Raw genomic sequence first — 25,568 nt, 5'->3', positions numbered from 1 at the left:
CTGACTTGTTGTATTTACAGACCGTGAGCTGCCACAGAGGCTGCCAGCAGGTTCTTTTCCGAGGTATCCAGTTCAATGCAGCAGCCCGGCGTCAGCATAAGGCTCCTTCGCCCGGCTGTCTCCACCGCCTGCCTAAGGTGTTCCCCCACCTCATCATACTCTGCATGTTCCAGCCACTTTTCATTGATTCCGCCCAAAAAGCATTTATCCGACATCGTCCTGGCAGTCTTCATATCAGGCTCCACCCAGCGGTCATGCCAGTTGATACAATTCACCGGGTATTCTGCCAGCTGCTTAAAATATGTATTGGGACCGTGGATATGGAGAATGTTAAAAGGAGTAATGTCCGCATAAGCCTCGATCACACGGCGGTCATATGCCTCTCCAAACTCACTGTGCTCCTCCAGGGTCAGGTAATCCCTGGTGGCGCACTGAGTTGCAAAAAAGAAACCGGAAACCCCTGCATCAATATTTGCCTTTACAAAATTAATGGTTGTCTCCGTGATGGCAGCCAACGCCTTGTGGAGATAGTCAGGATAATTGCGCATATCTTCAAACACACGGCTTCCCGCCAGCTTTTTCGCAACAGTCAAAGGGCTGAATATGGTTTGTACATATGGTATATCTTCTTTCAGCCGTTTCTTCATCTGAAGGGACAGCTGCAGCTGCTTCCCATATGTACCGTACGTAGCGCTCAACGGTTCGATCTGAAGCCATTCGTCAGGCGATTCTATCCCGAATTTGCGCTCAAAGGCTGGCTGAGTCCTGGTACAAAAAAAGTCCACGCTTAACCCATAATCCTGCGCCACATAATTTCCAAAAGGCATCATCTTAATAAAATCCAGATCATACAGCTTTGCCAGATGAATCTGTTCCTCCGCCAGAGCAATCGGGTCCTGATCCAGATGAGGCAGATGATACCAAAGGCTGAAGGGCACCTTATCCACCTCCTCACCCCTGATCGCTGCCATAACTCTTTCCCTTTTTGTCATTAACTGCATGATAATAAATCTCCTTTACTTTTATACTCTCATTTTATGTTTCCTGTACTCCTGCCACTTGCTGTACAGGGGCCATAACACCAAAAGCAGGTTAACGGTCAGCAGAAGCAGGGGTAATGGTTTAAACAGCGTGGATATCATGTCGCTTTCCAGCAAAAGCAGGGCACGCCTGAAACGGCTTTCCGCGCTGGGTCCCAGCACAAAGGCCAGAACAAAGGGCGAGGCAGGAATATCCATTTTTTCCCAACAATATGCAATCACTGCGAAAACCAGCATAAGGATCACATCAAACGTCATGTTACGGGTGGTATAGGCACCAACCAACGTAAACACAAGTATGACCGGAATCAATATGGAATTTTTGACAGTTGTCAGTTTTGCAAAATACCGGCTGCCATACAGTCCGAAAAACAAAAGCAGGAACTGGGACAGTACAATACTGATCATAAATGGATATACAATCCCTGCGTTGGTGGTAAAAAGCCGTTCACCCGGAGCCAACCCCTGTGTCAGCAATGCACCGAGAAACAAGGCCGCCGTGGAACATCCAGGTATGGCAAGGGTGATAAGCGGGATCAGTGATCCCCCTACCACAGCGCTGATGGAAGATGAAATGGCCGCTATCCCCACTTCGCTTCCATCCCCAAATTCTTCCGGATGCCTGGATATCTTTTTCTCAATTTCGTAGCACAATCCCGAAGCTGTGGTTCCTCCCGCTCCCGGCACGATTCCGATCAAGGTTCCTATGACAGAAGAACGGAGCATGGGTCCCATAAGCTTTCTTATATCTTTAAATGTGATCCTGTCCTCTTTTGCCTCCTCCTTTGACCGCTCTTTAGAGGGCTGGATCTCCGTGATCTTATCTCTTCCCGAAACCACCAGCATGATCATCTGTGAAATAGCGAACATGCCTAGTATCACGGGCAAAAGAGGCACTCCGTCAAACAGTTCCAGACGGCCAAAGGTAAAACGCTGCTCTGAGGTAAAATTGTCTGTTCCTATGAATGATACTGCAAATCCCAGGGCGGCACTCATAAATCCTTTCAGCATGGACTTCTGTGTAAGGCTTACGATCACACAGATGCCGATCAGGGTAACCAGAAACATTTCCAGAGGACCCATGGCAACCGCTGCCTTTGCCACCACTGATGCCAGGAACAAAAGAGCCAGGGAGCCCACGATCCCGCCTACAAATGCTCCGATCGTAGAGACAGCCAGGGCCCTTTCCCCCTTTCCCCTCTTTGTCATGGGATATCCGTCCCATGTCAGAAATAAAGAATCTGGTGTCCCCGGTGTATTTAACAGAATTGCTGTGATATTACCTCCAAATACACCTGAAATATAGATAGCGCCCAGGCATGCAAGGGCTGTAACAGGTTCAAGTGAAAATGTGAGTGGAAGGAATAAGGCAATTCCAGTCTCAGGCCCCAGTCCCGGCAGTGCGCCCAGGATCACCCCTACAACAGAGCCGATAAGCATCCACAATATAACATCCGGTACTAAAAGCGCCTGAATATATTCGATTATCATATCCGCACCCCCTTATCAGAATAAATTAAATATGTTAAAAACCGTGCCTTCCGGCAAAGGAACCTGAAAGATGAGCCGGAACACCACCACAACAACCGCTGTGGCAATGACAGGGACCAGGATCAACACTGCTTTGTTCCGCTGTCCCAAAAACAGCATGGTGAAGAATATAAAGAAAGGCGTACATACAAAAAAGCCGAATAACTCCGCACATATGGCGAATACCAAAAGGATCAGTACCACCGCCATACCCCTGGATGTATTTTTAAAATCGTAGTTTTCTGCCTGGTTCTTTTTCATTTTTATGAGCTGCTCAACCACCAGCACAGTGGACAGCACGATCAGTATAACAGCCACGACCGTGGGCAGAATACGTGAATCCGGCGCATCGATCCCCTTCATCTGCCAAAACATAATCCCGCTGATAACATACATAACAGCAGCCATAACAAAATTATAAATCTGCATTTGCACATTTCCTCCTCATCACAGGCATCTGGCATCTGTTATCCAGATGCCAGGTGCAATGGATCCTTAATTCCAGGGGTCTACCTCCCACTCTTTTCGGTTTGCCTTGTCGATCTCTCCCCACATGGCATAGACCTCCTCCGGAGTCTTATAGTCAATGGTAACCCCCAGCTCCTCTGCCTTTTTCGTTACCTCCTCCGAATGCATGGCTTCATCAAATGCCTTGCACAACAGTTCGTAAATATCATCTGGAGTTCCCTTTAAAGCGGCCAGTGAACGCATGGAATAGCTCTCAATATCATAGCCCAGCTCCTTAAGGGTTGGGACATCTGCCAGTGTCTCGATTCTCTCACTGGTGCCCACGCATAAGGGGATGAACACGCCTTCCTCAATAGGAGCCATCACATCGCCTACCTGTGTGACCAATGCGTCCACGTGATTGCCGCGAAGCATGGAGACAAACTCAGCATCGTTATCAATGGGTACTATCTTAAATTCCGCACCTGTTGCTCTCTGGATCTGCTTGATCAGACGCCCCTCCGAAGTATTGACACCACCACATGCCACGGAGACGGTACCCGGAGCTGCTTTCGCCGCCTCTACCAGGGCGCCGAAATCCGGATACTTCCCTGCATTCTCGCTGTTAATCAGCCATGAGCATGGGTCTGTCATGAAATTAGTGATGGGCATGAAATCCTCATAGGAAAATTTACACGAATCCCCTCTTACAAGCTTTAGGGCAATGTGGGGAGAGTGGAACATGGCCAATGTATATCCGTCATGAGGCGCATTAAAAGCAGCGGTCAGCCCCATCTCCCCCGATCCGCCTTCCTGGTTGCTGATCACAAAGGATTTCTTAAAATTGTAGTTTTTCTCTACGTACTTACACGCCACCCTCAGAAGGGCTTCCTGGGAACTGCCGGCCCCATAGGGCAGGATGATCGTGATATTCTTTTCAGGATAATCAGCCGCTGCGCCTGCGTCCGCCTGTGCCTGGCCGCCTGATGATGTGTTTGAGTTGCCCGAACCAGAGCATCCCGTAATAGAAGTTAGTGCTAATGTTAACCCCAGTATACCAGCAATAATATGTTTTTTCATCAAAATACCCTCCATTTTTTCTACGTATAATTAAAATATTATCGGTTGTACTGAACTCTTCCTCCGCTTATTTCATTCCAAACCGCATCGACCTGATCCATTGTTTCCTGGGGAAGCCCCTTTCCTCTTAATGCTGCTATATTATGCTCCAGCTGGGCAACACTGGAAAATCCTGTGATGACAGACGTGACCCACTCCCTGTTCAGGCACCACTGAAAGGCTAATTCCAACAGGCTGATCCCCAAACGGTCCGCTGCTTCCTTAAGCAGCGACACGGCATGGAAATTATCCTGTCGCCAGTATCGTTTCTGATAGGCCGGATTCTCAAACCTGGTTCCCGATGCCGGTACCTCAAACTGGTACTTTCCTGTCAGCAGCCCGCCTGCCAGGGGATTAAAGACCGTCATTCCCATTTCCTTATCCATTAAAAAAGGAACCAGTTCCCGCTCCGCATCCCTGGTCAATGCATTGTAGCATGTCTCTGATACAACCGGCATCGCCCAATGATTTCTACGGCAGATATACATGGCTTCACACAGCTGCCATGCAGCATAGTTTGACATTCCGATGTAACGCGCTTTTCCCTGACGTACAACATCGTTCATTGCCTCCAGGGATTCCTCCAGGGACGTATGATAATCCGGAGCATGAAGATAGTAGATATCCACATAGTCGGTTCCCAGCCTTTTCAGAGTTCCATCTATGCCGTCCAAAATGCTGGATCTTGAAAGACTGAAAAACGTTTTTCCCTTATAGGGATACCCCACCTTGCTTGCGACCACCGCCTCCTTCCGGGCTTTTCCCAGTGCTTTTCCCAGCATTACCTCGCTCATACCATCCACATACTGATCCGCTGTGTCAAAAAAATTGATACCCTCCTCCAAGGCCATGGCCACAGCCCTGTCCACCTCCTGCTGAGTTGAGATCTTGGATCCAAATGTCATGGTTCCCATACAGATATTCGACACCCTCAGCCCTGTTTTACCTAAAAAATTATAATTCACTGTTTAATTCCCCCTCTCTTATCGGAATTATTATTCCGTTTTATGGATTACTTTTTCCACATTGTGGAATTTATGATACTAATATACAATCTTTACAGACATTTGTCAACCATGATTTACCATCTGCAGGCAAAAAAATAAGGCCTACGCCCTGACATCTGCAGGGCTTAAGCCTTTTTACATTGATCCGCTTTCACTTTCGTTCACTCCACACCGCCCCGTTATTGGATCGGCATCAATAATTGGGCATATTGTTTCAAACACTCCACCCATTCCCGGGTCTGCTCCTGAGTAAATTGTCCGGACAACAGTTGAATACCCATGGCGCCGATCACAACGCCGGACCGGTCAGAAAGGGGAACCGCAATACAGGCTTCCCCCATTCGGTATTCCTCATCCACCAGCGCCCACCCCTGCCTCCTGATCTGATCGATATCCTCTGTCAGTGTTTCAAGGGCTGTCTTTGTCTTTGGCGTATACATGGTGGGCGTTATATTACTCATATAATGATCCAGTTTTTTCTCATCAAATCGGGACAAGATACATTTGCCGGCCGCGCAGCAATGCATAGGAATACACTCCCCCAGCCTGGGACCGCCGGGAACAGATGATTCTGTGGACTTCATCGCACAAACCACATTATGCCTGTTGGGCAAAAAGACAGACACAGACATCTTGAGTTCTTCTGAAAGGCGCTTGATAAAGGGGTGTGCTTTCTGAATAAACGTACGGTTCTCCACCGAATAGCACCCATATTCAAACAGACGCAACGTCAGCTTATAGGGTGAACTGTTGGAACTCCTCCACTCTGTATACCCCAATGCGAACAGTGTATGTAAAAGCCGGTGTACCGTACTGCTGGGCAGGCCGGTCTGCTCAGAAAGCGCAAGCAGGGACAGCCCTTCCGGGTTCTTTGCAAGCACTTCCAATATTTTAAAAGTCCTCTCAATGGACTGCACCGGCTTATAGGATTTTTCATCGGAATTGGACGACATATAATACCAACCTTCCTGTATTATTCAACTATGACTGAGTTATCGGGTTATAAGTATATCACAATCTATCCTAATTGTAAACGAATGGCAAGAGGGTGTCTGCAAACTTTGACCACTTTGGCCAACTTTTCTCCCTCTCATGGCTGCAGACAAAAAACAGCGTGACACTTAACCTGCCACGCTGCGCCTGTTTACGTCCATCCTATAGATCCACACGCTCGGTCTTTCCGGTGTCATAGGCAGCAGCCGTATCCTTAGCCGCCTGCACGGTCTCCTCCGACACAGCCGGTTTGCCGCCCATAAACTTATTGATAAAATCAGGAGCCATATCGATCACCTTGGTGATGGCATCCTGGTTCTTTACATTTACCAGCTTAGTGACCCCGTTCTGGATCACCAGCACGGCGCTTGGACTCATCTTGGCGCTCATACCGCCGCCGCCCTTTTGCTTCTGCTTGCTTCCTTCCGCAAATGCTCCGGCCGCCATTCCGCAGGTTACGTCAATGAGTGGGACAATAATGGTCTCTCCAACCTGCACAGGTTCCCCCACCACGGTCTTTGTGGTGACAAACTGGTCCATGCCCTTGAATAATGTCTCTATTGTAGATGTGAACTGATTCTCTGCCATAGTATGTCCTCTTCTCTTTTATTTTATAAAACCGCGGATCATCCTGCGGGTATGTTTATCCAGATAAACCTGAAACGCCAGCCACAAAACCACGGCCAGCCGTATCCGTCCCCTGAAGCTTCCCTCTGCATCCAGTACTTTTTCATCAAACACAGGGCGCACGGTCAGCTGCTTATGGTAAAAAGGGTAGATCAGGCTCACTGCCTGAAGCACCTGGCCTGTGGTATACGGGTCATCAAAGCCAAAGGTAAGGGTTCCCTTTCCTTTTACCGGCCATATATGGGCTATAAGACGTCTGGTCTGCCTAAAAAGAAGTTTGATGGATGCCTGGTTCTTTTCATCCTCCAACCACTGTTTTTTATCCTGTACAAAGGCCTGTATCCCTTTTAGCTTACCACAAAATCCGGCAAAAGAAAACTTAAGTTTCTCCCACAAGCCCTTTATCCCGGCTGCTATGCGCTCCTGCAATGACCGGAGTTTACCAAAGATCCCGCCTGACTGATCCCGGGTCGGTGTGTCTTTTGTCACATCATCCCCCGGCGTGTCATTCCCTGACGTGTCATCCCCTTTATGACCGTCCCCATTGGAGATAGCCCCAGAAGATCCATCCCCAAGTTCTTTTCCGTCCGGACTGTCCGATGGTTTGGAAGCCCTCTCCCGGGCCGCTTTCTTGTATCTGGCCTCATCCTCCTGGAGTTCGTCATACAGGCTCTGTTCCTCGTCCCCCATCAAATCCTCTGCGCCATGCTCCACTGCTTCTGCCACGCCGCGTTTCCGCTCTTTCAGCAGATCAAAGCCAAAGACCTTAAAGATCATCTTAAGACCGCCCTCTCTTGTGTAAAGGGCCCGAAATGACAGGATATGCAGAAACCAGCTGGCTCTCAGCACGCCCTCCGGCTTTCCATGCCAGGCGCCCTCCAGCTTATAGCGCACCGGGACAAACAAAACCACCAGCAGGACAAAGAGCAGGAGCCCCAGGATCACCAGCAGGATGATTCCGATTATTTTCAATATCATAAGCAGAATATGAATCATTGTGCCTCCTCGCAATGAGCACTTTCCCCGGACGCAGCCTTCCCGTCCCCATCGTCCAGGCAGCGCATAAAGGCATTCCAGTCAAAGGTCCCTGTGAGACGGAACATATCGTCCACCATGGTACGCACCACCTCAGCCGCTTCACCGTATCCGCTGGCCACCCCCAGGACCAGAAACTTATCCTCCTCCCGCTCCTCCTTTTTCAAAAGCAGCACAGGACGTATGTCAAGTATATGATTCCCACTCTCAGGAAGAGTAATCACATAAGTGTCCGGCATTACCTTTCCCTCCCGGATCCCTCTAAGGACATTAGGCCTGTTTTTCATGGCCCTGTCCCCCATATACAAATGCTTCCACCAGCGCATAAATCCACTCCCTGCCTTACTGCGTTTCATCCATCAGACCACAGTTTTTTACTCTTCCATCATATCGCCGATCAGCTTCATGGCAACGGCTTTCTCCATTTCATCCGTACAGCTTACAAGACTGTTTTTTACATATTCCCGCACCTCATCCAGAGATTCAAAGAAAACAGGAAGGCAGGAAAGGACCTTGGCCATAATGGCCCGGACCAGCACTTTAGGCTGACCTTCAAAGGAACGTGCCAGTTCCTCAAAAAGGAGATCCAATTCCCCTTTGAGCACAGCGCTGTCCACGGTTTCATCCGCCTCCGGCCCGGAGGGATTCAGGGACATAAAGGAACTGCCTGACAAAAGCAGCTCCACCTGGTACAGTTTTTTTGCATCCCCTTCCTGCTTTTTCATCTCCTGCAGTTCCCGGGCGCAAAGTCCGTCCTGCATCCACTGCTCAAAATATGTTTCCTGCTTTCCCTCAAGATGTGGCAGGCTGTCCGTCACGGTTTCCGGGATCGGCTGGTTCTTTCCCTCCTCAAACAGAGCAAGAACAGTGGAAAGTATGGCGTTCAGGCGCTGCTCCTCGGATACCTCCATCATGGCGCAGTCCCTGGATATAAGAAGCACATACAGGTCATTTACCAATTCCATAAGCAGCATAAGCCGGGCAGTGTCCTCCATCAGGATTCTGCCCGCATCCGTCATCTGCTGGGTGAGATGGCGGAACTGTTCCGGCTCCATCCCCTTGTAGTCGGCCCCCTTAAATTCCTCCAAAATGGAGTGGAGCTGTTCATACCCGGTCACCATGTCCTTTGGGGTATTTAACAATGCCTCGGAGCGCAGGATATAGATCATATCCTTTAAGCCCTCCCTGCTTCCCCCTTTATAGACGGACATGCCTTCCTCCACCAGGGAAAAAAACTTATGCTTTGTCATGCGCACAGGAAGCTGGCCCAAAACAAGGCGGATCCGTTCATTGATGGTCATGGCCTCATCCGTTTCCGTGATATAGTCCATGATGCGCTGCGTCATATCATCCTCATGGGCTGCCCCTGCCTCCGCTCCCAGAAGCTGGGGCGCATAACGGCCTTCCAGACGGTTCAGCACATATTCATATGCCTGGAATACATCCGTATATGCCGTGGCCGCCTCCATCTCGCAGGTCACCCGGTTTCTCAGTTCCTCCAGACGGTCCACATCATGGTTTCCATCCAGGAACCCCTTTAAAAGAGCATGAAAACAAGTCCCCAGAGGAGCCAGCCGGCCGCCTAACAGCGAATCCTCAAGCGATGTCTCGTAGTACATATAATAATTCAGGGCCAGCCGCGTATAGGAGTAATTGCAGGCCGCTGACAGCTGTCTTTTGATTCTTCTTGATTCCAAAATTCAAACGCCTCCGTGATTTATATTATCTGGATGCCTCATGATCCAGTATGCACAGGCGCACCAGGTCCAGGGCTTTCATCATGGATTGTTCCCGTATCTTATCCCTGTTGCCCTTAAAATGATATTCCCTCACAGCCACATTTCCCTGTATGCAGCATGCCATATATACCAGGCCCACCGGTTTCCTGTCCGTGCCTCCCTCAGGGCCTGCAAGGCCGGTGATGGCAACACACACATCAGTGCCGCTGGCGGCAGCGCCCCCTGAGGCCATCTCCTTTGCGGTCTCTTCGCTGACCGCTCCGTAAGTTCTCAGCGTGTCCTCCTTCACTCCCAGCAGTCCCATCTTGGCTTCATTGGAGTAGGTGACCATTCCCTGCATAAATACTTGGGAAACTCCGGATACGTTTACCAGCTTTGCAGCCACCATTCCCCCTGTGCATGATTCAGCCGTGGAAATGGTAAGGCGGTGTTTCTTAAGGAGTTCCACCACCGCTGTCTCCAGGTTCACGTGTTCCTCCGTGGTGTAGATCTTTTCTTTAAACCTGTCCTTGACTTCCTCCAGCACAGGCTCAATCAGCCGGCCGGCCTCTTCCTCCGTGGCGCCCCTGGCAGTGATGCGCAGGTGTACCTCCGCCGTCTTGGCATAAGTTGCAATGGTAGGATTCGTCTGACTGTCGATCAGGTCCAGAATCCTTTCCTCCACCTGGCTCTCCCCGCACCCGCATATTTTTACCATCCTGGATACCAGAACAGACTGCTGGCGCCCGGACAGCCATGGAAATACCTGCTGTTCAAACATGGGGTACAGTTCTCCCGGCGGTCCGGGAAGGAGGATGGCGGCCTTGCCGTCCTTTTCCAGTATCAGTCCCGGCGCCATGCCGTTGCCGTTGTCCAGCACCAGGGCGCCGGAGGGCACGGTGGCCATCTTCCAGTTGTTATCCGGTATTTCCCTGTATATGTTATGTTCAAAAAATGCTTCAAGATGTTTTCTGGTATGAAGATCCTCCACCAGTTCCATGCCCATGACATCTGCGCACACTTCCTTGGTCAGATCATCCTCCGTGGGGCCCAGTCCGCCTGTAAGTATGATGATGTCGGAACGCCCCAGGGCTGTCTTGACAACCTCCTTCATACGTCCGTAATTATCTCCCACCGTCACCTGGTAATACATGTCCAGACCAAGCATGGCACATTTTTCTGCCAGAAACTGGGTATTACTGTTCACAATATTGCCCATCAGCAGTTCCGTACCCACGGAAATCAGCTCTACCGTCATCCTACATGCCCCCCTCTGTAAGGATCTTATAATTCTTTGCCACATAATCCGCCAGTGAAATGATGGTCAGGGCCACGGCTATGACCACAGTGATATTGGTCACCATGCCCAGGGCAGGGATATTAAAAATAAGCAGGATAACAGCGATCATCTGAAAGGTAGTCTTAAACTTCCCCCAGTAGCTGGCAGCTATGACCACCCCGTTATCCGCGGCCACCAGACGGAACCCGCTGATAATGAACTCACGGCTGATGATAATGATCACGACCCAGGCCGGAAGCTGTCCCAGCTCAATAAGGCAGATCAGGGCGGAACAGACCAACAGTTTATCTGCCAAAGGGTCCATGAATTTGCCGAAATTAGTCACCAGATTGTATTTCCTGGCAATCTTGCCGTCAAACAGGTCCGTAAGACTGGCTACAATAAACAGGACATTTGCTACAATACGCATGGTATAGTTATTGCCATGGTCAAACAGCAATGCGGCTACAAAAAAAGGAATCATACACACTCTTATAATCGTCAGTTTATTGGGCAGATTCATCATACACCTCTCCTATCAGATCATATTCAGCGGCTCCTGTCACCTTTACCCTTACAAAGTCGCCGGACATCAGTTCCACACCGTTTCCCGCCTGACCGGACCGGGAAACCGTATCTGTACTCACAAATATCATTCCGTCCACATTAGGTGCATCCATGTAAGTCCTTCCCACATAGACCGGCTCATCCACCACTTTGCCCTCGATCAGGACCGTCAGCACCTGCCCCACCATGTTCTCACAGTGCTCAAAGGCAATGTCCTGCTGCAGTTCCATCAGTTCGCCCCTGCGCTCCTCCTTCAGCTCCTGAGGCACCTGGTCCGGATAGGAATAGGCTGGCGTATCCTCCTCTGCGGAGTAGGTAAATACACCCAAACGCTCAAACTCCATCTCATTGACAAAGTCCATCAGTTCCTCATGGTCGCTCTCCGTCTCTCCCGGGAACCCGGAGATCAGGGTGGTCCTGAGAGCGATATCCGGCACGGCACGGCGAAGGCTGCCTATCCGCTCGGTCAGCTCTGCCCGGTTGGTCTTGCGGCCCATGCGCTTTAAGATCCGGTCGCTGGCATGCTGGATGGGGATATCCAGGTAATGGCACACCTTTTCCTCGGTCCGTATGGCCTCGATCAGCTCGTCCGTAATTTCCTCCGGATAACAGTACTGGATCCGGATCCACTGGATGCCCGGGATCTTTCCAAGCTCATGGAGAAGCCTTGGAAGGGATTTCTCACCATAGATATCCTTTCCGTATAGAGTTGTCTCCTGGGCCACCAGGATCAGCTCCTTTACCCCGTCCCTGGCCAGCTGGGATGCCTCCTCCACCAGTTCTTCTATGGGTACGCTGCGGTAAGGTCCTCTGAGATAAGGGATGATGCAGTAGGTACAGCGCTTATCACATCCTTCAGAAATCTTTAAAAATGCATAATATCCTCCGGTGGTCACCACGCGCTTGGCCTTGGCGTCAGGCAGTTCCTCCAGTCCATGGAAACAGGCAATATGAGTATTATCTTCCCCTTCCAGGACCTGCTCCAGCACTTTGGCTATCTCCTCATAGGAAGTGGTTCCCAAAATGGCGTCCACCTCCGGTATCTCGTCAAGGATCTCCTGCTTATATCTCTGAGCCAGGCAGCCCGCCACGATCAGCGCCCTGCACCGCCCCTCCTCCCTGTACCGGGCCATTTCCAGGATCGTGTTGACGCTCTCCTCCTTGGCATCCCCGATAAAGCAGCATGTATTGACAAGGATCACATCCGCCTCAGTCTCATCATCTGTAAAGGTAAGGCCCAGGCCGTTTAACAGCCCCAGCATTTTCTCCGTATCCACAAGGTTCTTGTCGCATCCCAGGGATACACAAAATAATTTTATGTTTTCCATATATAAAATTTACTCCTAATAAACATTTAAGCCATCCCTGTCTTAGGGCATGTCTGAAATCCTCTTTCCGCCAAAGGTGTGTCACACTTGGGGAACGGATGTTCAAACAGGCTCCAGCGCAGCACCGGGCATGACCCTGTCTGCTGCACTGTACAGGAGACGGCTTATGATTTTATGCGTTCTGGTTCTGGTCTTCCTCTGACACTTCTTCCTCTTCAGGAAGGATCTTTACCTTCTGATGATACAGTTCATCAATAGCAATGGATAAGGGCTTCTTCCCTGCCGCACCGGCCACCATGGGGTCCTCCCCTCCGATGATCTGTCTGGCCCTTCTGGAGGCTGCTATCACGATGGAATAGCGGCTCTGTACAACCGGCTGCTCTCCCGGCTCGATATCGCTGTTTACTACGTCAATTAAATCTGTGTATGATGGATGTAACATATTACATTCCCCTTTCAGTTTTTATATTTGATCACCTGTCATCCAGGTGGTAGAGATCCTCCCGCATCCTGCTGAGGAAATCCAGATGGTAAGATGTCTTGCTGTGCTGAAGCTGGATCAGCTGATGCATCTGCTCCACACAGGGCTGGATCTCATCATTGATCAGCAGATAGTCGTATGCCTCCATGCCTGCCGCTTCCTCAGCCGCGCGGCGCAGCCTTGCATTGATCACCTCTATGGTCTCTGTTCCTCTCCCTACCAGGCGGCGGCGCAGTTCCTCCGCGCTGGGCGGTGTCACAAACAAAAGCAGGGCGTCAGGGAAGCGTTTCTTCACCTTCAGCGCGCCCTGGATCTCGATCTCCAGGATCACGTCCTTGCCCTCGGACATCTTCTTGTCAACGTACTCCTTGGGAGTCCCGTAGTAATGGTTCACATACTGGGCATACTCCACCAGTTTGTTCTCCTCTATCATCTGTTGGAAATGCTCCCTGGATACAAAGAAATAATCCTCCCCATCCCTCTCGCCTTCCCTTGGCTGTCTTGTGGTAGCTGATACAGACAGCGCATAGTTGTCATACTGCTTCAGCAGTTCCTTCATAAGTGTTCCCTTGCCTGCACCGGAAAACCCGGATACAACCACTAATATTCCCTGATGGCTCATGGTATACTCCCCTGACTTTTCAATGTTCTGATGGTATCAGCCTATTCAATATTCTGTATCTGCTCCCTGACTTTCTCAATCTCGGTCTTCAGAGCAATTGCCTTGTCCGAAATGGAGAGATCCGTGGATTTAGACAGGATGGTATTGGCTTCCCGGTTCATCTCCTGGGCGATGAAATCCAGCTTGCGGCCAATGCTTTCCCCGCTTAAGAGTTCCTGCTTTGTATTTTCAATATGACTTCTGAGACGAACGGTCTCCTCGTCCACGCAGATCTTATCCGCAAAGATTGTAACTTCAGCCGCAATCCTTCCCTCGTCAATGGCCGTTGTGCTTAACAGGTCCTGCACCTTTGACTCCAGCTTGGCCCGGTACTCCCCAAGTATCTGGGGCGAACGCTCCTCAATGTAGTCCACCAGACCGGTCATGTAATCCAGTTTTCCTAACAGGTCTTTCTTTAAATGCTCACCCTCCGCTTCCCTGGACCGGACGAACGTTTCAGCCGCCTCCTCAAGGGCAACGGACAGGATCTCCCAAAGATGCTCCTCATCATCCGGAACCTGCTCCATGGAGAAGACCTCCGGAAACTTGGCAAGTGTGGAGACCTTGACGTCATTTTGTATGTCAAATTCTTCTGCCATCCTGTTGAAATAGTCCATATATTCAGCTGCCAGCGCCCGGTTATACTTAAGGCACAGGTTGCCCTCTGTATAATCCTCGTAATTGATGAACAGGTCAACCTTTCCTCTCTGGATATATTTCTTAAGAAGGGTCCTGATCGAAGCTTCAAAATAATTGAACTTCTTTGGCATCTTAATACTCAGATCCAGATATCTGTGATTCACGGCCTTCATTTCGACAGAAATCTTATATTCATCGGTTATATTCTCGCACCTGCCGAAACCAGTCATGCTTTTTAACATAACGAGTGCCTCTCTTTCGCTTTTATCCATAGTTAGATAGTATTATAATTCATCTGGGGATTCAAGTCAACCAGTGTATTGTAAGAAAAATTCTTGCCCTTTTCTTATGCCCCATTTTATGATATCCTTATAATCAATGGCCATGGCCATGGACAGGCTCTTTTTTACCGGGCCTTCCTGCCAAAACAGGCCTGACAGGAGTGTGTATTTATGGCATTTGACGGTATTACCATAGCCAGCCTGGTACATGAGTTTAAGAACACCCTGGAGGGAGGACGCATCTCCAAGATCGCCCAGCCCGAAAAGGACGAACTGCTCATTGCCATTAAAAATAACAAGGAGAATTACAGGCTTCAGATTTCCGCCAGCGCAAGCCTTCCCCTGATCTATCTCACGGCAGGGAACAAACCCAGCCCCATGACGGCCCCGGGCTTTTGCATGCTGCTGCGAAAGCACATCGGCAGCGCAAGGATCGTAACGGTCAGCCAGCCCGGCCTGGAACGCATCATCCAGTTTGAACTGGAGCACCTGGATGAAATGGGGGACCTTTGCAGGAAAAAACTGATCGTAGAGATCATGGGAAAGCACAGCAACATTATTTTCTGCAAAGAAGACCAAACCATTATCGACAGCATCAAGCATGTGTCCGCCCAGGTAAGTTCGGTTCGTGAAGTCCTTCCCGGAAGGGCCTACTTTATCCCCCAGACCATGGCAAAGGAAGACCCTCTCACCATCTCTGCCCAGGATTTTGCCCGCGCTATCGGCGCCGCGCCCATGACCGTACAAAAAGCCCTTTACAACCGTCTTACAGGCATCAGCCCCATCATGGCGGAGGAGATATGCCATCTGGCATCCATTGATTCAGACCAATCCGCCAATGAGCTTACCGAGACTGAGATGATCCACCTGCACCGCACCTTCAGCCTGGTGATGGAGGATGTACGTGACGGTCATTTTTCCCCGACCATCATATATGATGCCGATGGACCTGTGGAGTATGGGGCATTTCCCCTGACCTGCTATGAGGGGGCACAGTACCGCATGGAGACCATCCCCTCCATCAGCAATCTTTTGGAGAACTACTATTCCTCCCGCGACATGGTCACCAGGATCCGCCAGAAATCCTCAGATCTGCGCCGGATTGTCCAGACCGCGCTGGAGCGCAATTACAAGAAATACGACCTGCAGCTCAAGCAGCTGAAGGACACGGAAAAAAAGGAAAAATACCGAATTTACGGAGAACTGCTCAACACCTATGGTTATGAGCTTGTGGGAGGCGAAACGTCATTTCGCTGCCTCAACTATTACACCAATGAAGAGATCACCATCCCCCTGGATCCCCAGCTTTCAGCCAAGGACAATGCAAAGAAGCATTTTGACAAATACAACAAGCTGAAGCGGACCTATGAAGCCCTCGCCGGCCTGACCCTGGAGACAAAAGCTGAGATCGACCATCTGGAGTCCATCAGCTCCTCCCTGGATATTGCGCGGGGGGAGGACGATCTGGTCCAGATCAAGGAAGAACTGATGGAGTACGGTTATGTAAAGAAGCACAGGCCCAGCGATAAAAAGCCCAAGGTCACCAGCAGACCCTTCCATTATCTCTCATCAGACGGCTACCACATCTACGTGGGGAAGAACAACTACCAGAATGAGGAACTGACCTTTAAACTGGCCACCGGAAACGACTGGTGGTTCCACGCCAAAGGCATTCCCGGTTCCCATGTGATCGTCAGGTCCGAGGGAAAGTCGGAACTTCCCGACCGTGTCTTTGAGGAAGCCGGCTCCCTGGCCGCCTACTATTCAAAAGGCCGGGACAATGATACGGTGGAGATCGACTATATCCAGAAGAAGAATATTAAAAAAGTAGCCGGTTCGGCTCCCGGTTTTGTTATATATCATACCAACTATTCCATGGTGGCGGAGCCGGGCTGCAGCCTGAAGGAAATAGAATCATAAAAATGAGGGCGGATGATTCCACAAAACGGAACTCCGCCCTTATGTGCGTTTAAACGCGAAAAAAACAGCTGGCCGCCGTGACGGATCACGGTAACCAGCTGATTTCTCTTACACCTAACAAGCTAATCCGGGTTACGGATTAGTTGTATTTACGCTTACGAGCAGCTTCAGACTTTTTCTTACGTCTTACGCTTGGCTTCTCGTAATGCTCTCTCTTACGAATTTCCTGCTGAATGCCAGCCTTTGCACAGTTTCTTTTGAATCTGCGTAAAGCACTGTCTAAGCTCTCGTTATCTTTAACAATTACGTTTGACATCGCTCACACCTAACCTCCCTCCAGTTGTGTAATTGTGCATAATACAACTGTTTGGGTATTTTTCGCACTGCTATGATTATAGCATAAAAATACCATACGTCAAGAATAAATTTATAATTCTTACAGTTATTTTGCATTTTTTTGGTGATCGGGGCTATTTTGTCTGTTCCTGAACCACTTCAACGGCCTTCTTAAGGGCATCCTCAATGCCTGCAGGATTCTTTCCTCCTGCCTGAGCCATATTGGGACGGCCGCCGCCACCTCCGCCCACAAGACCGGCAATGGCCTTGATCAGGTTGCCTGCATGGGCGCCCTGCTTCTGGGCACCATCGGTTGCGGTTGCCATCAGGTTCACCTTGCCGTCCTGTTCAGATGCAATTACAACCACACCCTCGCCTAATTTATCCTTTAACTGGTCGCCCAGGCCACGCAGGCCGTTCATATCCACTCCCGCCACTCTGGAAGCCAGAACCTTAACCCCGTTTACTTCCCTTACCTGGCTCATTACATCTCCCAGGGAGTCCTTAGCCAGTTTGCTTTTTAACTTCTCGTTCTCAGCGTGAAGAGACTTGATCTCATCCAGCAGGGCCTCTATCTTGGTAGTGAGAGAAGCGGGGGTTGTCTTAGCGGTCCTGGCCGCCTCATGAAGCTCGGCCTCAACCTCCTCATAATGCTTCATCAGCCCCTCTGAGGTAAGGGCCTCAATACGCCTTACTCCAGCGGCAATGCCTGTCTCTGAGAGGATCTTAAACGAGGCAATGTTGCTGGTATTGGCAACATGGGTGCCGCCGCAAAGTTCGGTGGAGAAATCACCCATCTCAACTACACGCACACTGTCACCGTACTTCTCGCCGAACAGGGCCATGGCGCCTGTCTTTTTGGCTTCCTCCAGGGTCATGATCTCGGTCATGACAGGGAGGGCAGCCTGGATCTCCTCATTGACCAGGTCTTCCACTTTCTTGATCTCTTCAGCAGTCATGGCTGAGAAATGTGTAAAGTCGAAACGGAGCCTGCCTGCATCCACATAGGAACCAGCCTGCTCCACGTGGCCTCCCAGAACGATCCGCAAAGCCTTCTGGAGAAGGTGGGTCGCACTGTGGTTCTTACAGATAAGGGCGCGGTTCTTTTCGCAGACCGACAGGGTGACTGCATCATCCACCTGGAACATTCCCTTTGTCATAACGCCCACATGGCCCACTTTGCCGCCCTGCAGATGAATGGTATCCTCCACCTTAAACGCTCCGTCCGGGCTGGTGATCACACCCACATCGCCCTGCTGTCCGCCCATAGTGCCGTAGAAAGGAGTCTGATCCACAATAATGGTCCCCTTCTGTCCATCGGTGAGGGCCTGGACCAGCTCGTCCTCCGTGGTCAGGACCGAAATCCTGGAATCAGCAGTCAGCTTGTCATAGCCGATAAACTCTGTTGTGATCGCCGGATCGATGGACTGATAGACAGTCACATCAGCTCCCATATAGTTGGTAGTCTTGCGGGCTTTTCTGGCCTTATCCTTCTGCTCTTTCATAGAGGCAGTAAATCCGTCCTCATCCACCCCGTATCCCTTTTCCTCCAGGATCTCCTTTGTCAGGTCCAGCGGGAAGCCATAGGTGTCGTATAATTTGAATGCGTTGGCGCCGGACAAGGTTGTTCCCCCGCCGCTTTGCATCTCCTCTTCCATCTCACCCAGGATCATAAGTCCCTGGTCAATGGTCTTATTGAACTTGTCCTCTTCCTCGGAGAGCACCTTAAAGATCATGGCCTGCTTCTCCTCCAGTTCAGGATATCCATCTTTGCAAAGTTCTATTACGGTTCCGGACAGGTCCGCCAGGAACTTTCCTTCAATCCCCAGTTTTCTCCCATGGCGTGCGGCACGGCGCAGAAGGCGGCGCAGCACATAACCTCTGCCCTCGTTGGAAGGCATGATACCATCGGAAATCATAAAGGTGCAGGATTTAACATGATCTGCCACAATACGCAGGGATACGTCCGTCTCATGGTCCTTCTGGTACTGTGTATGAGCCAGTTCGCAGACGCGGTCCAGCAGAGCCTTATTGGTATCCACTGTAAACAGGGAGTCCACGCCCTGGACCACAACAGCCAGGCGCTCCAGTCCCATGCCTGTATCAATGTTCTTATGCTCCAATTCCGTATAATTCCCATGTCCGTCATTGTCAAACTGGGTGAATACATTATTCCACACTTCAATGTAGCGGTCGCAGTCGCAGCCCACCGTACATCCGGGCTTACCGCATCCATAAGCCTCACCCCTGTCATAGTAGACCTCTGAACAGGGACCGCAGGGGCCTGAACCATGCTCCCAAAAGTTGTCCTCCTTACCGAATTTAAATATGCGCTCAGCAGGAATACCAATCTCCTTGTTCCAGATCTCAAAGGCTTCATCATCATCCAGATACACGCTGGGATACAGCCTGTCAGGATCCAGTCCCACCACATCGGTCAGGAACTCCCAGGTCCACCGGATCGCCTCGTGCTTAAAGTAATCCCCAAAGGAAAAGTTGCCCAGCATCTCAAAAAAGGTGCCGTGCCGTGCCGTCTTGCCAATATTCTCAATATCACCGGTACGGATACACTTCTGGCAGGTGGTCACCCGATTTCTGGGCGGAATCTCCTGTCCGGTAAAATATGGCTTTAAGGGGGCCATACCTGAATTGATCAGAAGCAGACTGTTATCATTATGCGGGACCAGGGAAAAGCTCTTCATTGCAAGATGTCCCTTACTCTCAAAGAATTCAAGGAACATCCGGCGGAGCTCATTCACGCCGCGGTACTGTGGTTCTTTCACTTTATCTTCCTCCATATCATAACATCATAAATTACATAACCGTCATTTTACCATATTGGCATATATTTATCAAGACTCACTTAACAAAATAAGCGGGAAAACCAACGAATTTTCATTGATTTTCCCGCTGTTTACCAGCTTCATCCTATCTGGTTGGATCTGCGTTCCCTATGCCTACTGGCCCGACACTGAGGTGGACGCTTCTTCCTTGGGAGCGGTCTTCACTCCGTTTGCATCCTCATACCGCCCGGCCAGCTCATATGCCCTGTCCCTTGTAAGACTTACCAGGGTGGCCGCGTATCCGATGCCCTCCACTGATACGCTGTTCTTTCCTGAACTCTCCGCCGCTTTGGCATCCCTGCTTTTCATCCAATCCTGCTGCTCTGCCGCCAGTTTGGCAGCCTCCTCATCGCCCAGAGACTCAAGAAGTGAATTATAGATGGTGTTCATCTCGCTTTCCCACATCTTCAGTTCTGTCTCGGCTGATGTTTTGATAGAGTAGACATTGGAATCTGTTTCCTGCTCCCGCATCTTCTGGATCTGGGTATCCAGGTCCATAAGGCGCTGCTTGTAATCAACCATCCGATACGACCTGATCTCCCCGTTTTTGGCTCCTGTAAGAGGCGATATGGGTACTGCCTCCACCGGGACATCATCATCTGAATATATCTGGGCAGCTTCTGCTTCTGCCGCCTCTGTTGAAGCGCCTGTCTCATCAGATGCAGCCATGGTTTCATCTGCGTGGGACTCCTCCATTCCATCGGCCGCAGCCGCCGGTGCTGCGCCGGGTCCCGGGGGGGCCGATGCAGCCGAGCTTAAGCTCCTTTCAGACGGAACGGCTTTCTCTGCAGCCGTTCCTCCCGCAGCCGCCCCTGCAGCCGCTCCTCCTTCCGCCGCCCTATCCTGTACTTCAGGAGCAGACGCAGGGTTGGGTGCTCCTGCAGGGATATCACCTGCCGATGCTGCTGCCTCCATTGTTACTGATGCCTGGTTTTTCACATAATATTTGGTGTAATGGGTAACACCAGTGCCTATGACCAGAATGCAGCCAATCACAATCCATATTCGTTTATCTTTCATAGTCACACTTCCCTGCCATTGTCTTGTAATAACATTATCACAAAAAATCGGGAAATGGAATATGCAGACAAAAGGAGTAATAGATTGTAAGAGATATGTAAGAAACTCCGGATCACGGTCCGGAGTTATCTGTCTGTATCGGCCTTTCCCTCAGCGCCGGGGCATAGCCCCAGGTATGTTGAGAAAAATCAATTTTCAAGACCCTCGTCTATCATTAGTCCGCTGCCGTCAGCTGCCGAAGTTGCCAGCTGGTCACAGCGCTCATTCTGCGGATGGCCTGCATGTCCTTTGACCCAGATGAATTCCACACGGTGCGGTTCCTTTGCCTTTAAAAGACGCTTCCACAGGTCAATATTTTTCACCGGACCACTTTTCCCCCGGTTCCACCCCTTTGCGATCCAGCTGTCGATCCACCTCTGGTTAAACGCATCGGTCAGATACTTGGAATCGGAATACAGCTGTACCTCACAGGGCCTGTTAAGCGCTTCCAGCCCCACAATGGCGGCCATCAGCTCCATCCTGTTGTTGGTGGTGCGCACATAACCGCCGGACATGGTCTTCTCATGAAGCTGTCCTTTGCTGTCTGTGAAATGCAGGACTGTCCCATAACCTCCCGGGCCGTCAGGATTGCCTCGGGCCGAACCATCCGTATAAATCTGTACTTTACTCATGTATCAATGTCTCCTGTCTGTACTGTCTTTACCTGTCCCATTTATTACAAAGGGCCAGTATCTGTTCTGTAAAATGAACCAGGTCTTTATTTGTGCCGCCCTGATTACGGCTGATCACATCCATAAGAAGCCTGCCCGCATCCACAAGGCGCGTATACACGCCGGTTGCCTTACGTTTTGCTGCTGTTTCTTTTTCGATCAGCACAGGTTCTGCCTCCTTGATCCAGCATCCCCTGATCAGGTCATACTGGGAACCGGAGTAGGGTGCCCTGGCAGCCAGCTTCAGCTGGGTGTTAAGAACATCTGCAAACGAAGTGCAGGACTCCTCGTCCCCGTGGACTACAAATACATAGCCAGGTCGTTTCTCAAAAGATGAGATCCAGGTGATCAGTCCGTCCCTGTCCGCATGGCCGCTGATGCCGTCCATGGTTTCAATATGAGCCCTGACATCAATCTCCTCGCCAAAGATCTTCACCGTCTGGGCGCCGTCCTGAAGCACCCGGCCAAGGGTACCTTCCGCCTGGTAACCTGCAAACACAATGGAACACTCCTGTCTCCACAGGTTGTGCTTGAGATGGTGGCGGACGCGTCCCGCATCACACATGCCGGCAGCAGATATAATCACCTTAGGCGTCATGTCAAAGTTGATGTTTTTGGATTCTTCACTGGTGATGGAGAGCTTCAGTCCCGGAAAATCAATGGGGTTGATTCCGCGTTCCACCAATGCCTTGGTTTCCGCATCATAACACTCCATCATATTCTCCTTAAACACATGGGTGGCCTCCACTGCCAGGGGACTGTCCACATAAACTTCAAACCCGTCATGCCCCTGGATCAGCTTCTCATCTTTGATGTGGCGGATGAGATACAGCAATTCCTGGGTACGCCCCACTGCAAATGCGGGGATCACGACATTGCCGCTGCGGTCCAGTGTTTCCTGGATGATACGGGCCAGGCTTTCCACATGGTTGACATCCTTTTTGTGGTAGCGGTTGCCATAAGTGGATTCCATGACCACATAATCCGCTTCACTAATATATTGGGGATCCCTGATCAAAGGCTTGTTCTTGTTGCCGATATCACCGGAAAACACGATCTTTTTTGTCTTTTTGTCCTCCGTTGCCCAGATCTCAATGGAGGCAGAGCCCAGCAGATGGCCCACGTCTGTAAACCGCAGGGTCAGGTCGTTATTGAGTTTAAACTCCTGGCCGTAAGCCACTCCCTCAAAATGTTTCAGGACGCTTTCCGCATCCTCCATTGTATAGAGCGCTTCCACCTCCACGCGGCCGGCTCTGCGGGCCTTGCGGTTCTTCCACTCAGCCTCCATCTCCTGTATGTGGGCGCTGTCCTTTAACATGATATTACAGAGATCCACGGTTGCATAAGTGGCGATCACCTGTCCTCTGAACCCCCTGGCATAGATCCAGGGCAGCATGCCTGCATGGTCGATATGGGCATGGGTCAGGAATACATAGTCGATCTCACGGTAGCTCACAGGCAATTCCGCGTTCTGATAGACATTGTTTCCCTGTTCCATGCCACAGTCAATTAATACCTTTGACGCCCCAACCTCCAGGAAATGGCAGCTCCCTGTCACCTCATGATCCGCCCCGATAAATGTTAGTTTCATCTGCATTCTCCCCTCTGCGTACTATATAGTCTTACTCCGCGAATATTCTGTCAATTCTTGGTACAGTATACCATATTCTCAATAAGAATGCAAATAGTATCGTTATATTTACACAATTTTCTGTGAAATGTCATGCTTTCAACATTTCCCTGGGCCAATGTTGATTTCATATGATGATGCATATCATTCCGCCATTGCTGTCATTGATGATCTTCTGGAGAGTGTCCTGAAGCTTTAACTGGCAGTCCTCTGTCATCTGGGAAACCTTTGCCTGGATCCCGTCTTCCACGATCTGCTCAATGGATTTTCCAAAAATATTGGTGTTCCAGATCCCGTCATCGCTCTCCCTTGCATTTTCCTTAATATATGTAATCAGATCCTGGGCCTGCTGTTCGCTGCCTACAATGGGGGCGATCTCCGTCTCAATGTGAGCTTTGATCAGGTTGATGGACGGCGCCTCAGCCTTCATTTTCACCCCGTATTTATTGCCGTGTTTGATTACCTGCGGCTCATCCAGGACAATCTCTGAGCGCTCCGGGGTTACAACACCATAGCCCTTTAACCGCACCTGGGTCAGGGCATTCTGTACCTTCTCATACTCCTTCTGCATGTTGGCCAGGCTGCTGAGTGTCTGCATCAGCTGATATTCACCCTCAATGGGCAGGCCTACATAATCGCTGAGGATCTGGTAATAGTAGCTGTCATCCATATCCACCTGCACGGCCACGCGGCCGTCCGCCATCTGCATATTTTTTACATTCATAGAGCGGATGGTATCGGTGCGCTGTTCAGCCAGTTCACCCGCAACATCCTTCATATGGCTTACCTTCTGGATCACTCCCTTGGCAGCCTGAATGACCTGGGCCTTCAGCCAATGGGTAGCCGGCAGGATTTCCAGCCACTTTGGAATATGGAAATCCATTTCCGTTACCGGAAATTCCTTCAGCACCTTTTCCAGAATATGGAATACATCATCTTTTTTCAGCTGTTCACAGTTTACCGGAAGCACCGATACGCCATAACCTTCCGACATCTCTCTGGCCAGTTTGGCTGTCTCATCGGAATATGGTTTCATGGAATTGAGAAGGACTACAAACGGTTTTCCCAGCTTTTTAAGTTCATCAATGGTCTGCTTTTCAGCCGCCATGTACCCGGGTCGTTTGATCTCGCCAATGGAGCCGTCTGTGGTCACCACGATCCCTATGGTGGAGTGGTCGTTGATGACTTTTCTGGTGCCTAATTCCGCTGCCTGTGTAAAGGGAATATCGTAGTCAAACCATGGTGTTTTCACCAGGCGTTCCTCTCCGTTCTCCACATGGCCCGCGGCACCTTCCACCATAAATCCCACACAGTCAATTAATCTCACCTTGGCTTCAATGCCGTCCGCAAGACTGATCTTAGCCGCCTCTTTGGGAATAAATTTGGGTTCCGTTGTCATGATGGTCTTTCCGGCAGCACTCTGGGGAAGTTCATCCCGGCTTAGATTACGCAGGTTATCATCCTCCATGGCAGGAAGCACCAGCAGTTCCATGAACCGCTTAATGAAGGTAGATTTACCTGTCCGGACCGGCCCTACTACGCCTATGTAAATTTCTCCGCCTGTTCTCGCTTGAATATCCTTGTATACATTAAAATTGTCCATAAATATACCCCCTTGCTATGCTTTTATAATATATGCGCTGTGAATCAGGGGTATGATAAAGAATTATTGCTTAATATTAATAAAATGGGATTACCCTCAGTGGGCAGGGGAACCTTTGAATAATTATATGAAACAACGGATAAAACCAAAAATAGAGCAAAGATTAGATAGATATCTGAACTCCAGCCCGCTGTAAACTGCGGGCTGATTATGCACTTTTCTTTTCCAGGGCTTCCACCCTTCTCTCTACTTCCTGTATCATCTGCAGGAGAAGTGTCTGGTTGACATTATCCAGCTTCTTGATCCTGTAATACTCTGTCAGTTCATCCAATCTGCTGCGCATATCGTCCAACTGGGACTGCAGATTCATGTGCACCCGGTCCAATTCACCAAGGATCAGGTTCTCTGAAGCGGCAAAACGCAGATCCAAACGTATATCCCAGTCTAAAGACAGCTCCTCTATACGATTATTAAACTGCTTCTCCTGCTCTGCAAAACGTGTATCAACGCGCTTCTCCTGCTCTGCAAAACGTGCATCAATACACTTCTCCTGCTCTGTAAAACGTGCATCAATACACTTCTCCTGCTCTGCAAAACGTGCATCAATACGCTTCTCCTGCTCTGCAAAACGTGCATCAATACACTTCTCCTGCTCTGCAAAACGTGCATCAATCGCTTCTCCTGCTCTGACAAAACGTGTATCAATACGCTTCTCCTGCTACTGCAAAACGTACATCAATGCNCTTCTCCTGCT

24 protein-coding genes are annotated in these 25,568 nt (G+C 50.2%); 1 reads left to right on the top strand and 23 read right to left on the bottom strand.

Annotated elements, in window-relative coordinates; genetic code table 11:
• Positions 1-14: 14 nt before the first annotated feature.
• The 16 genes from HMPREF9469_RS17505 to HMPREF9469_RS17430 all read right to left on the bottom strand — a co-directional run bounded on the left by HMPREF9469_RS17505 (position 15) and on the right by HMPREF9469_RS17430 (position 14,713).
• On the bottom strand, positions 15-1,001 hold the full coding sequence (locus tag HMPREF9469_RS17505; protein WP_007864315.1) for a uroporphyrinogen decarboxylase family protein: 987 nt from the start codon (positions 999-1,001) through the stop codon (positions 15-17).
• Positions 1,002-1,022: 21 nt separating this feature from the next.
• Positions 1,023-2,531, bottom strand: coding sequence for a tripartite tricarboxylate transporter permease (locus tag HMPREF9469_RS17500; RefSeq protein ID WP_007864313.1), 1,509 nt, complete (start codon positions 2,529-2,531; stop codon positions 1,023-1,025).
• Positions 2,532-2,546: 15 nt separating this feature from the next.
• Positions 2,547-2,999: a tripartite tricarboxylate transporter TctB family protein gene (locus HMPREF9469_RS30715; protein ID WP_007864311.1), complete on the bottom strand. Its 453-nt coding sequence runs from the start codon at positions 2,997-2,999 to the stop codon at positions 2,547-2,549.
• Positions 3,000-3,065: 66 nt separating this feature from the next.
• Entirely contained in the window at positions 3,066-4,097 is a 1,032-nt protein-coding gene (locus HMPREF9469_RS17490) for a tripartite tricarboxylate transporter substrate binding protein (RefSeq protein WP_007864305.1), read from the bottom strand.
• Positions 4,098-4,135: 38 nt separating this feature from the next.
• A complete protein-coding gene (locus tag HMPREF9469_RS17485) occupies positions 4,136-5,101 on the bottom strand; it encodes an aldo/keto reductase (RefSeq protein ID WP_007864304.1) in 966 nt (321 codons plus the stop codon).
• A gap of 221 nt (positions 5,102-5,322) precedes the next feature.
• Entirely contained in the window at positions 5,323-6,096 is a 774-nt protein-coding gene (locus HMPREF9469_RS17480; RefSeq protein ID WP_007864300.1) for an IclR family transcriptional regulator, read from the bottom strand.
• A gap of 202 nt (positions 6,097-6,298) precedes the next feature.
• The gene (locus tag HMPREF9469_RS17475; RefSeq protein ID WP_007864297.1) at positions 6,299-6,724 is read right to left on the bottom strand and encodes a GerW family sporulation protein; all 426 of its coding nucleotides are present in this window, start codon (positions 6,722-6,724) and stop codon (positions 6,299-6,301) included.
• An 18-nt stretch (positions 6,725-6,742) separates the two neighbouring features.
• Positions 6,743-7,759 carry a DUF2953 domain-containing protein gene (locus HMPREF9469_RS17470; RefSeq protein ID WP_007864295.1) on the bottom strand — a complete coding sequence of 339 codons (1,017 nt, stop codon included), beginning with the start codon at positions 7,757-7,759 and terminating at the stop codon, positions 6,743-6,745.
• Complete coding sequence (locus HMPREF9469_RS17465; RefSeq protein WP_045091330.1) at positions 7,756-8,100, bottom strand: hypothetical protein; 345 nt, start codon at positions 8,098-8,100, stop codon at positions 7,756-7,758. Before HMPREF9469_RS17465 ends, HMPREF9469_RS17470 begins: the two co-directional genes overlap by 4 nt.
• A gap of 72 nt (positions 8,101-8,172) precedes the next feature.
• The gene (locus tag HMPREF9469_RS17460; protein ID WP_007864290.1) at positions 8,173-9,495 is read right to left on the bottom strand and encodes a hypothetical protein; all 1,323 of its coding nucleotides are present in this window, start codon (positions 9,493-9,495) and stop codon (positions 8,173-8,175) included.
• 25 nt (positions 9,496-9,520) lie between these two features.
• Complete coding sequence (locus tag HMPREF9469_RS17455) at positions 9,521-10,774, bottom strand: competence/damage-inducible protein A (protein WP_007864287.1); 1,254 nt, start codon at positions 10,772-10,774, stop codon at positions 9,521-9,523.
• Position 10,775: 1 nt separating this feature from the next.
• On the bottom strand, positions 10,776-11,318 hold the full coding sequence (pgsA, locus tag HMPREF9469_RS17450) for a CDP-diacylglycerol--glycerol-3-phosphate 3-phosphatidyltransferase (RefSeq protein ID WP_040416745.1): 543 nt from the start codon (positions 11,316-11,318) through the stop codon (positions 10,776-10,778).
• The gene (gene rimO / locus HMPREF9469_RS17445; protein ID WP_007864281.1) at positions 11,302-12,690 is read right to left on the bottom strand and encodes a 30S ribosomal protein S12 methylthiotransferase RimO; all 1,389 of its coding nucleotides are present in this window, start codon (positions 12,688-12,690) and stop codon (positions 11,302-11,304) included. The genes pgsA and rimO overlap by 17 nt, the downstream gene beginning before the upstream one ends.
• Positions 12,691-12,862: 172 nt before the next feature.
• The gene (rpoZ, locus tag HMPREF9469_RS17440) at positions 12,863-13,132 is read right to left on the bottom strand and encodes a DNA-directed RNA polymerase subunit omega (protein WP_007864279.1); all 270 of its coding nucleotides are present in this window, start codon (positions 13,130-13,132) and stop codon (positions 12,863-12,865) included.
• A 31-nt stretch (positions 13,133-13,163) separates the two neighbouring features.
• Positions 13,164-13,793, bottom strand: coding sequence for a guanylate kinase (gmk, locus tag HMPREF9469_RS17435; protein ID WP_007864277.1), 630 nt, complete (start codon positions 13,791-13,793; stop codon positions 13,164-13,166).
• 41 nt (positions 13,794-13,834) lie between these two features.
• Entirely contained in the window at positions 13,835-14,713 is an 879-nt protein-coding gene (locus HMPREF9469_RS17430) for a YicC/YloC family endoribonuclease (RefSeq protein WP_007864275.1), read from the bottom strand.
• A gap of 210 nt (positions 14,714-14,923) precedes the next feature.
• Between HMPREF9469_RS17430 and HMPREF9469_RS17425 the strand changes: the two genes are divergently transcribed.
• The gene (locus tag HMPREF9469_RS17425) at positions 14,924-16,672 is read left to right on the top strand and encodes an Rqc2 family fibronectin-binding protein (RefSeq protein ID WP_007864273.1); all 1,749 of its coding nucleotides are present in this window, start codon (positions 14,924-14,926) and stop codon (positions 16,670-16,672) included.
• A gap of 139 nt (positions 16,673-16,811) precedes the next feature.
• Here the strand turns inward: HMPREF9469_RS17425 and rpsU are convergent, their stop codons facing one another.
• From rpsU to HMPREF9469_RS17390, 7 genes are all read right to left on the bottom strand, one after another.
• Positions 16,812-16,988, bottom strand: coding sequence for a 30S ribosomal protein S21 (gene rpsU / locus HMPREF9469_RS17420; RefSeq protein WP_003504099.1), 177 nt, complete (start codon positions 16,986-16,988; stop codon positions 16,812-16,814).
• 154 nt (positions 16,989-17,142) lie between these two features.
• Complete coding sequence (gene alaS / locus HMPREF9469_RS17415; protein ID WP_007864270.1) at positions 17,143-19,791, bottom strand: alanine--tRNA ligase; 2,649 nt, start codon at positions 19,789-19,791, stop codon at positions 17,143-17,145.
• Between the two features lie 174 nt (positions 19,792-19,965).
• Positions 19,966-20,871, bottom strand: a complete 906-nt coding sequence (locus HMPREF9469_RS17410; protein ID WP_007864268.1) for a lysozyme inhibitor LprI family protein — start codon at positions 20,869-20,871, stop codon at positions 19,966-19,968.
• Between the two features lie 188 nt (positions 20,872-21,059).
• Positions 21,060-21,542, bottom strand: coding sequence for a ribonuclease HI (rnhA, locus tag HMPREF9469_RS17405; protein ID WP_007864266.1), 483 nt, complete (start codon positions 21,540-21,542; stop codon positions 21,060-21,062).
• A 28-nt stretch (positions 21,543-21,570) separates the two neighbouring features.
• The gene (locus HMPREF9469_RS17400) at positions 21,571-23,178 is read right to left on the bottom strand and encodes an MBL fold metallo-hydrolase RNA specificity domain-containing protein (protein ID WP_007864264.1); all 1,608 of its coding nucleotides are present in this window, start codon (positions 23,176-23,178) and stop codon (positions 21,571-21,573) included.
• 160 nt (positions 23,179-23,338) lie between these two features.
• Positions 23,339-24,814, bottom strand: a complete 1,476-nt coding sequence (gene spoIVA / locus HMPREF9469_RS17395) for a stage IV sporulation protein A (RefSeq protein ID WP_007864249.1) — start codon at positions 24,812-24,814, stop codon at positions 23,339-23,341.
• A 208-nt stretch (positions 24,815-25,022) separates the two neighbouring features.
• On the bottom strand, positions 25,023-25,244 hold the full coding sequence (locus tag HMPREF9469_RS17390; protein ID WP_007864247.1) for a hypothetical protein: 222 nt from the start codon (positions 25,242-25,244) through the stop codon (positions 25,023-25,025).
• Positions 25,245-25,568 lie beyond the last annotated feature (324 nt).

The sequence above is a fragment of the [Clostridium] citroniae WAL-17108 genome (assembly GCF_000233455.1).
Classification (GTDB): Bacteria; Bacillota; Clostridia; order Lachnospirales; family Lachnospiraceae; genus Enterocloster; species Enterocloster citroniae.
This window is presented reverse-complemented; position numbering and strand designations above follow the sequence as displayed.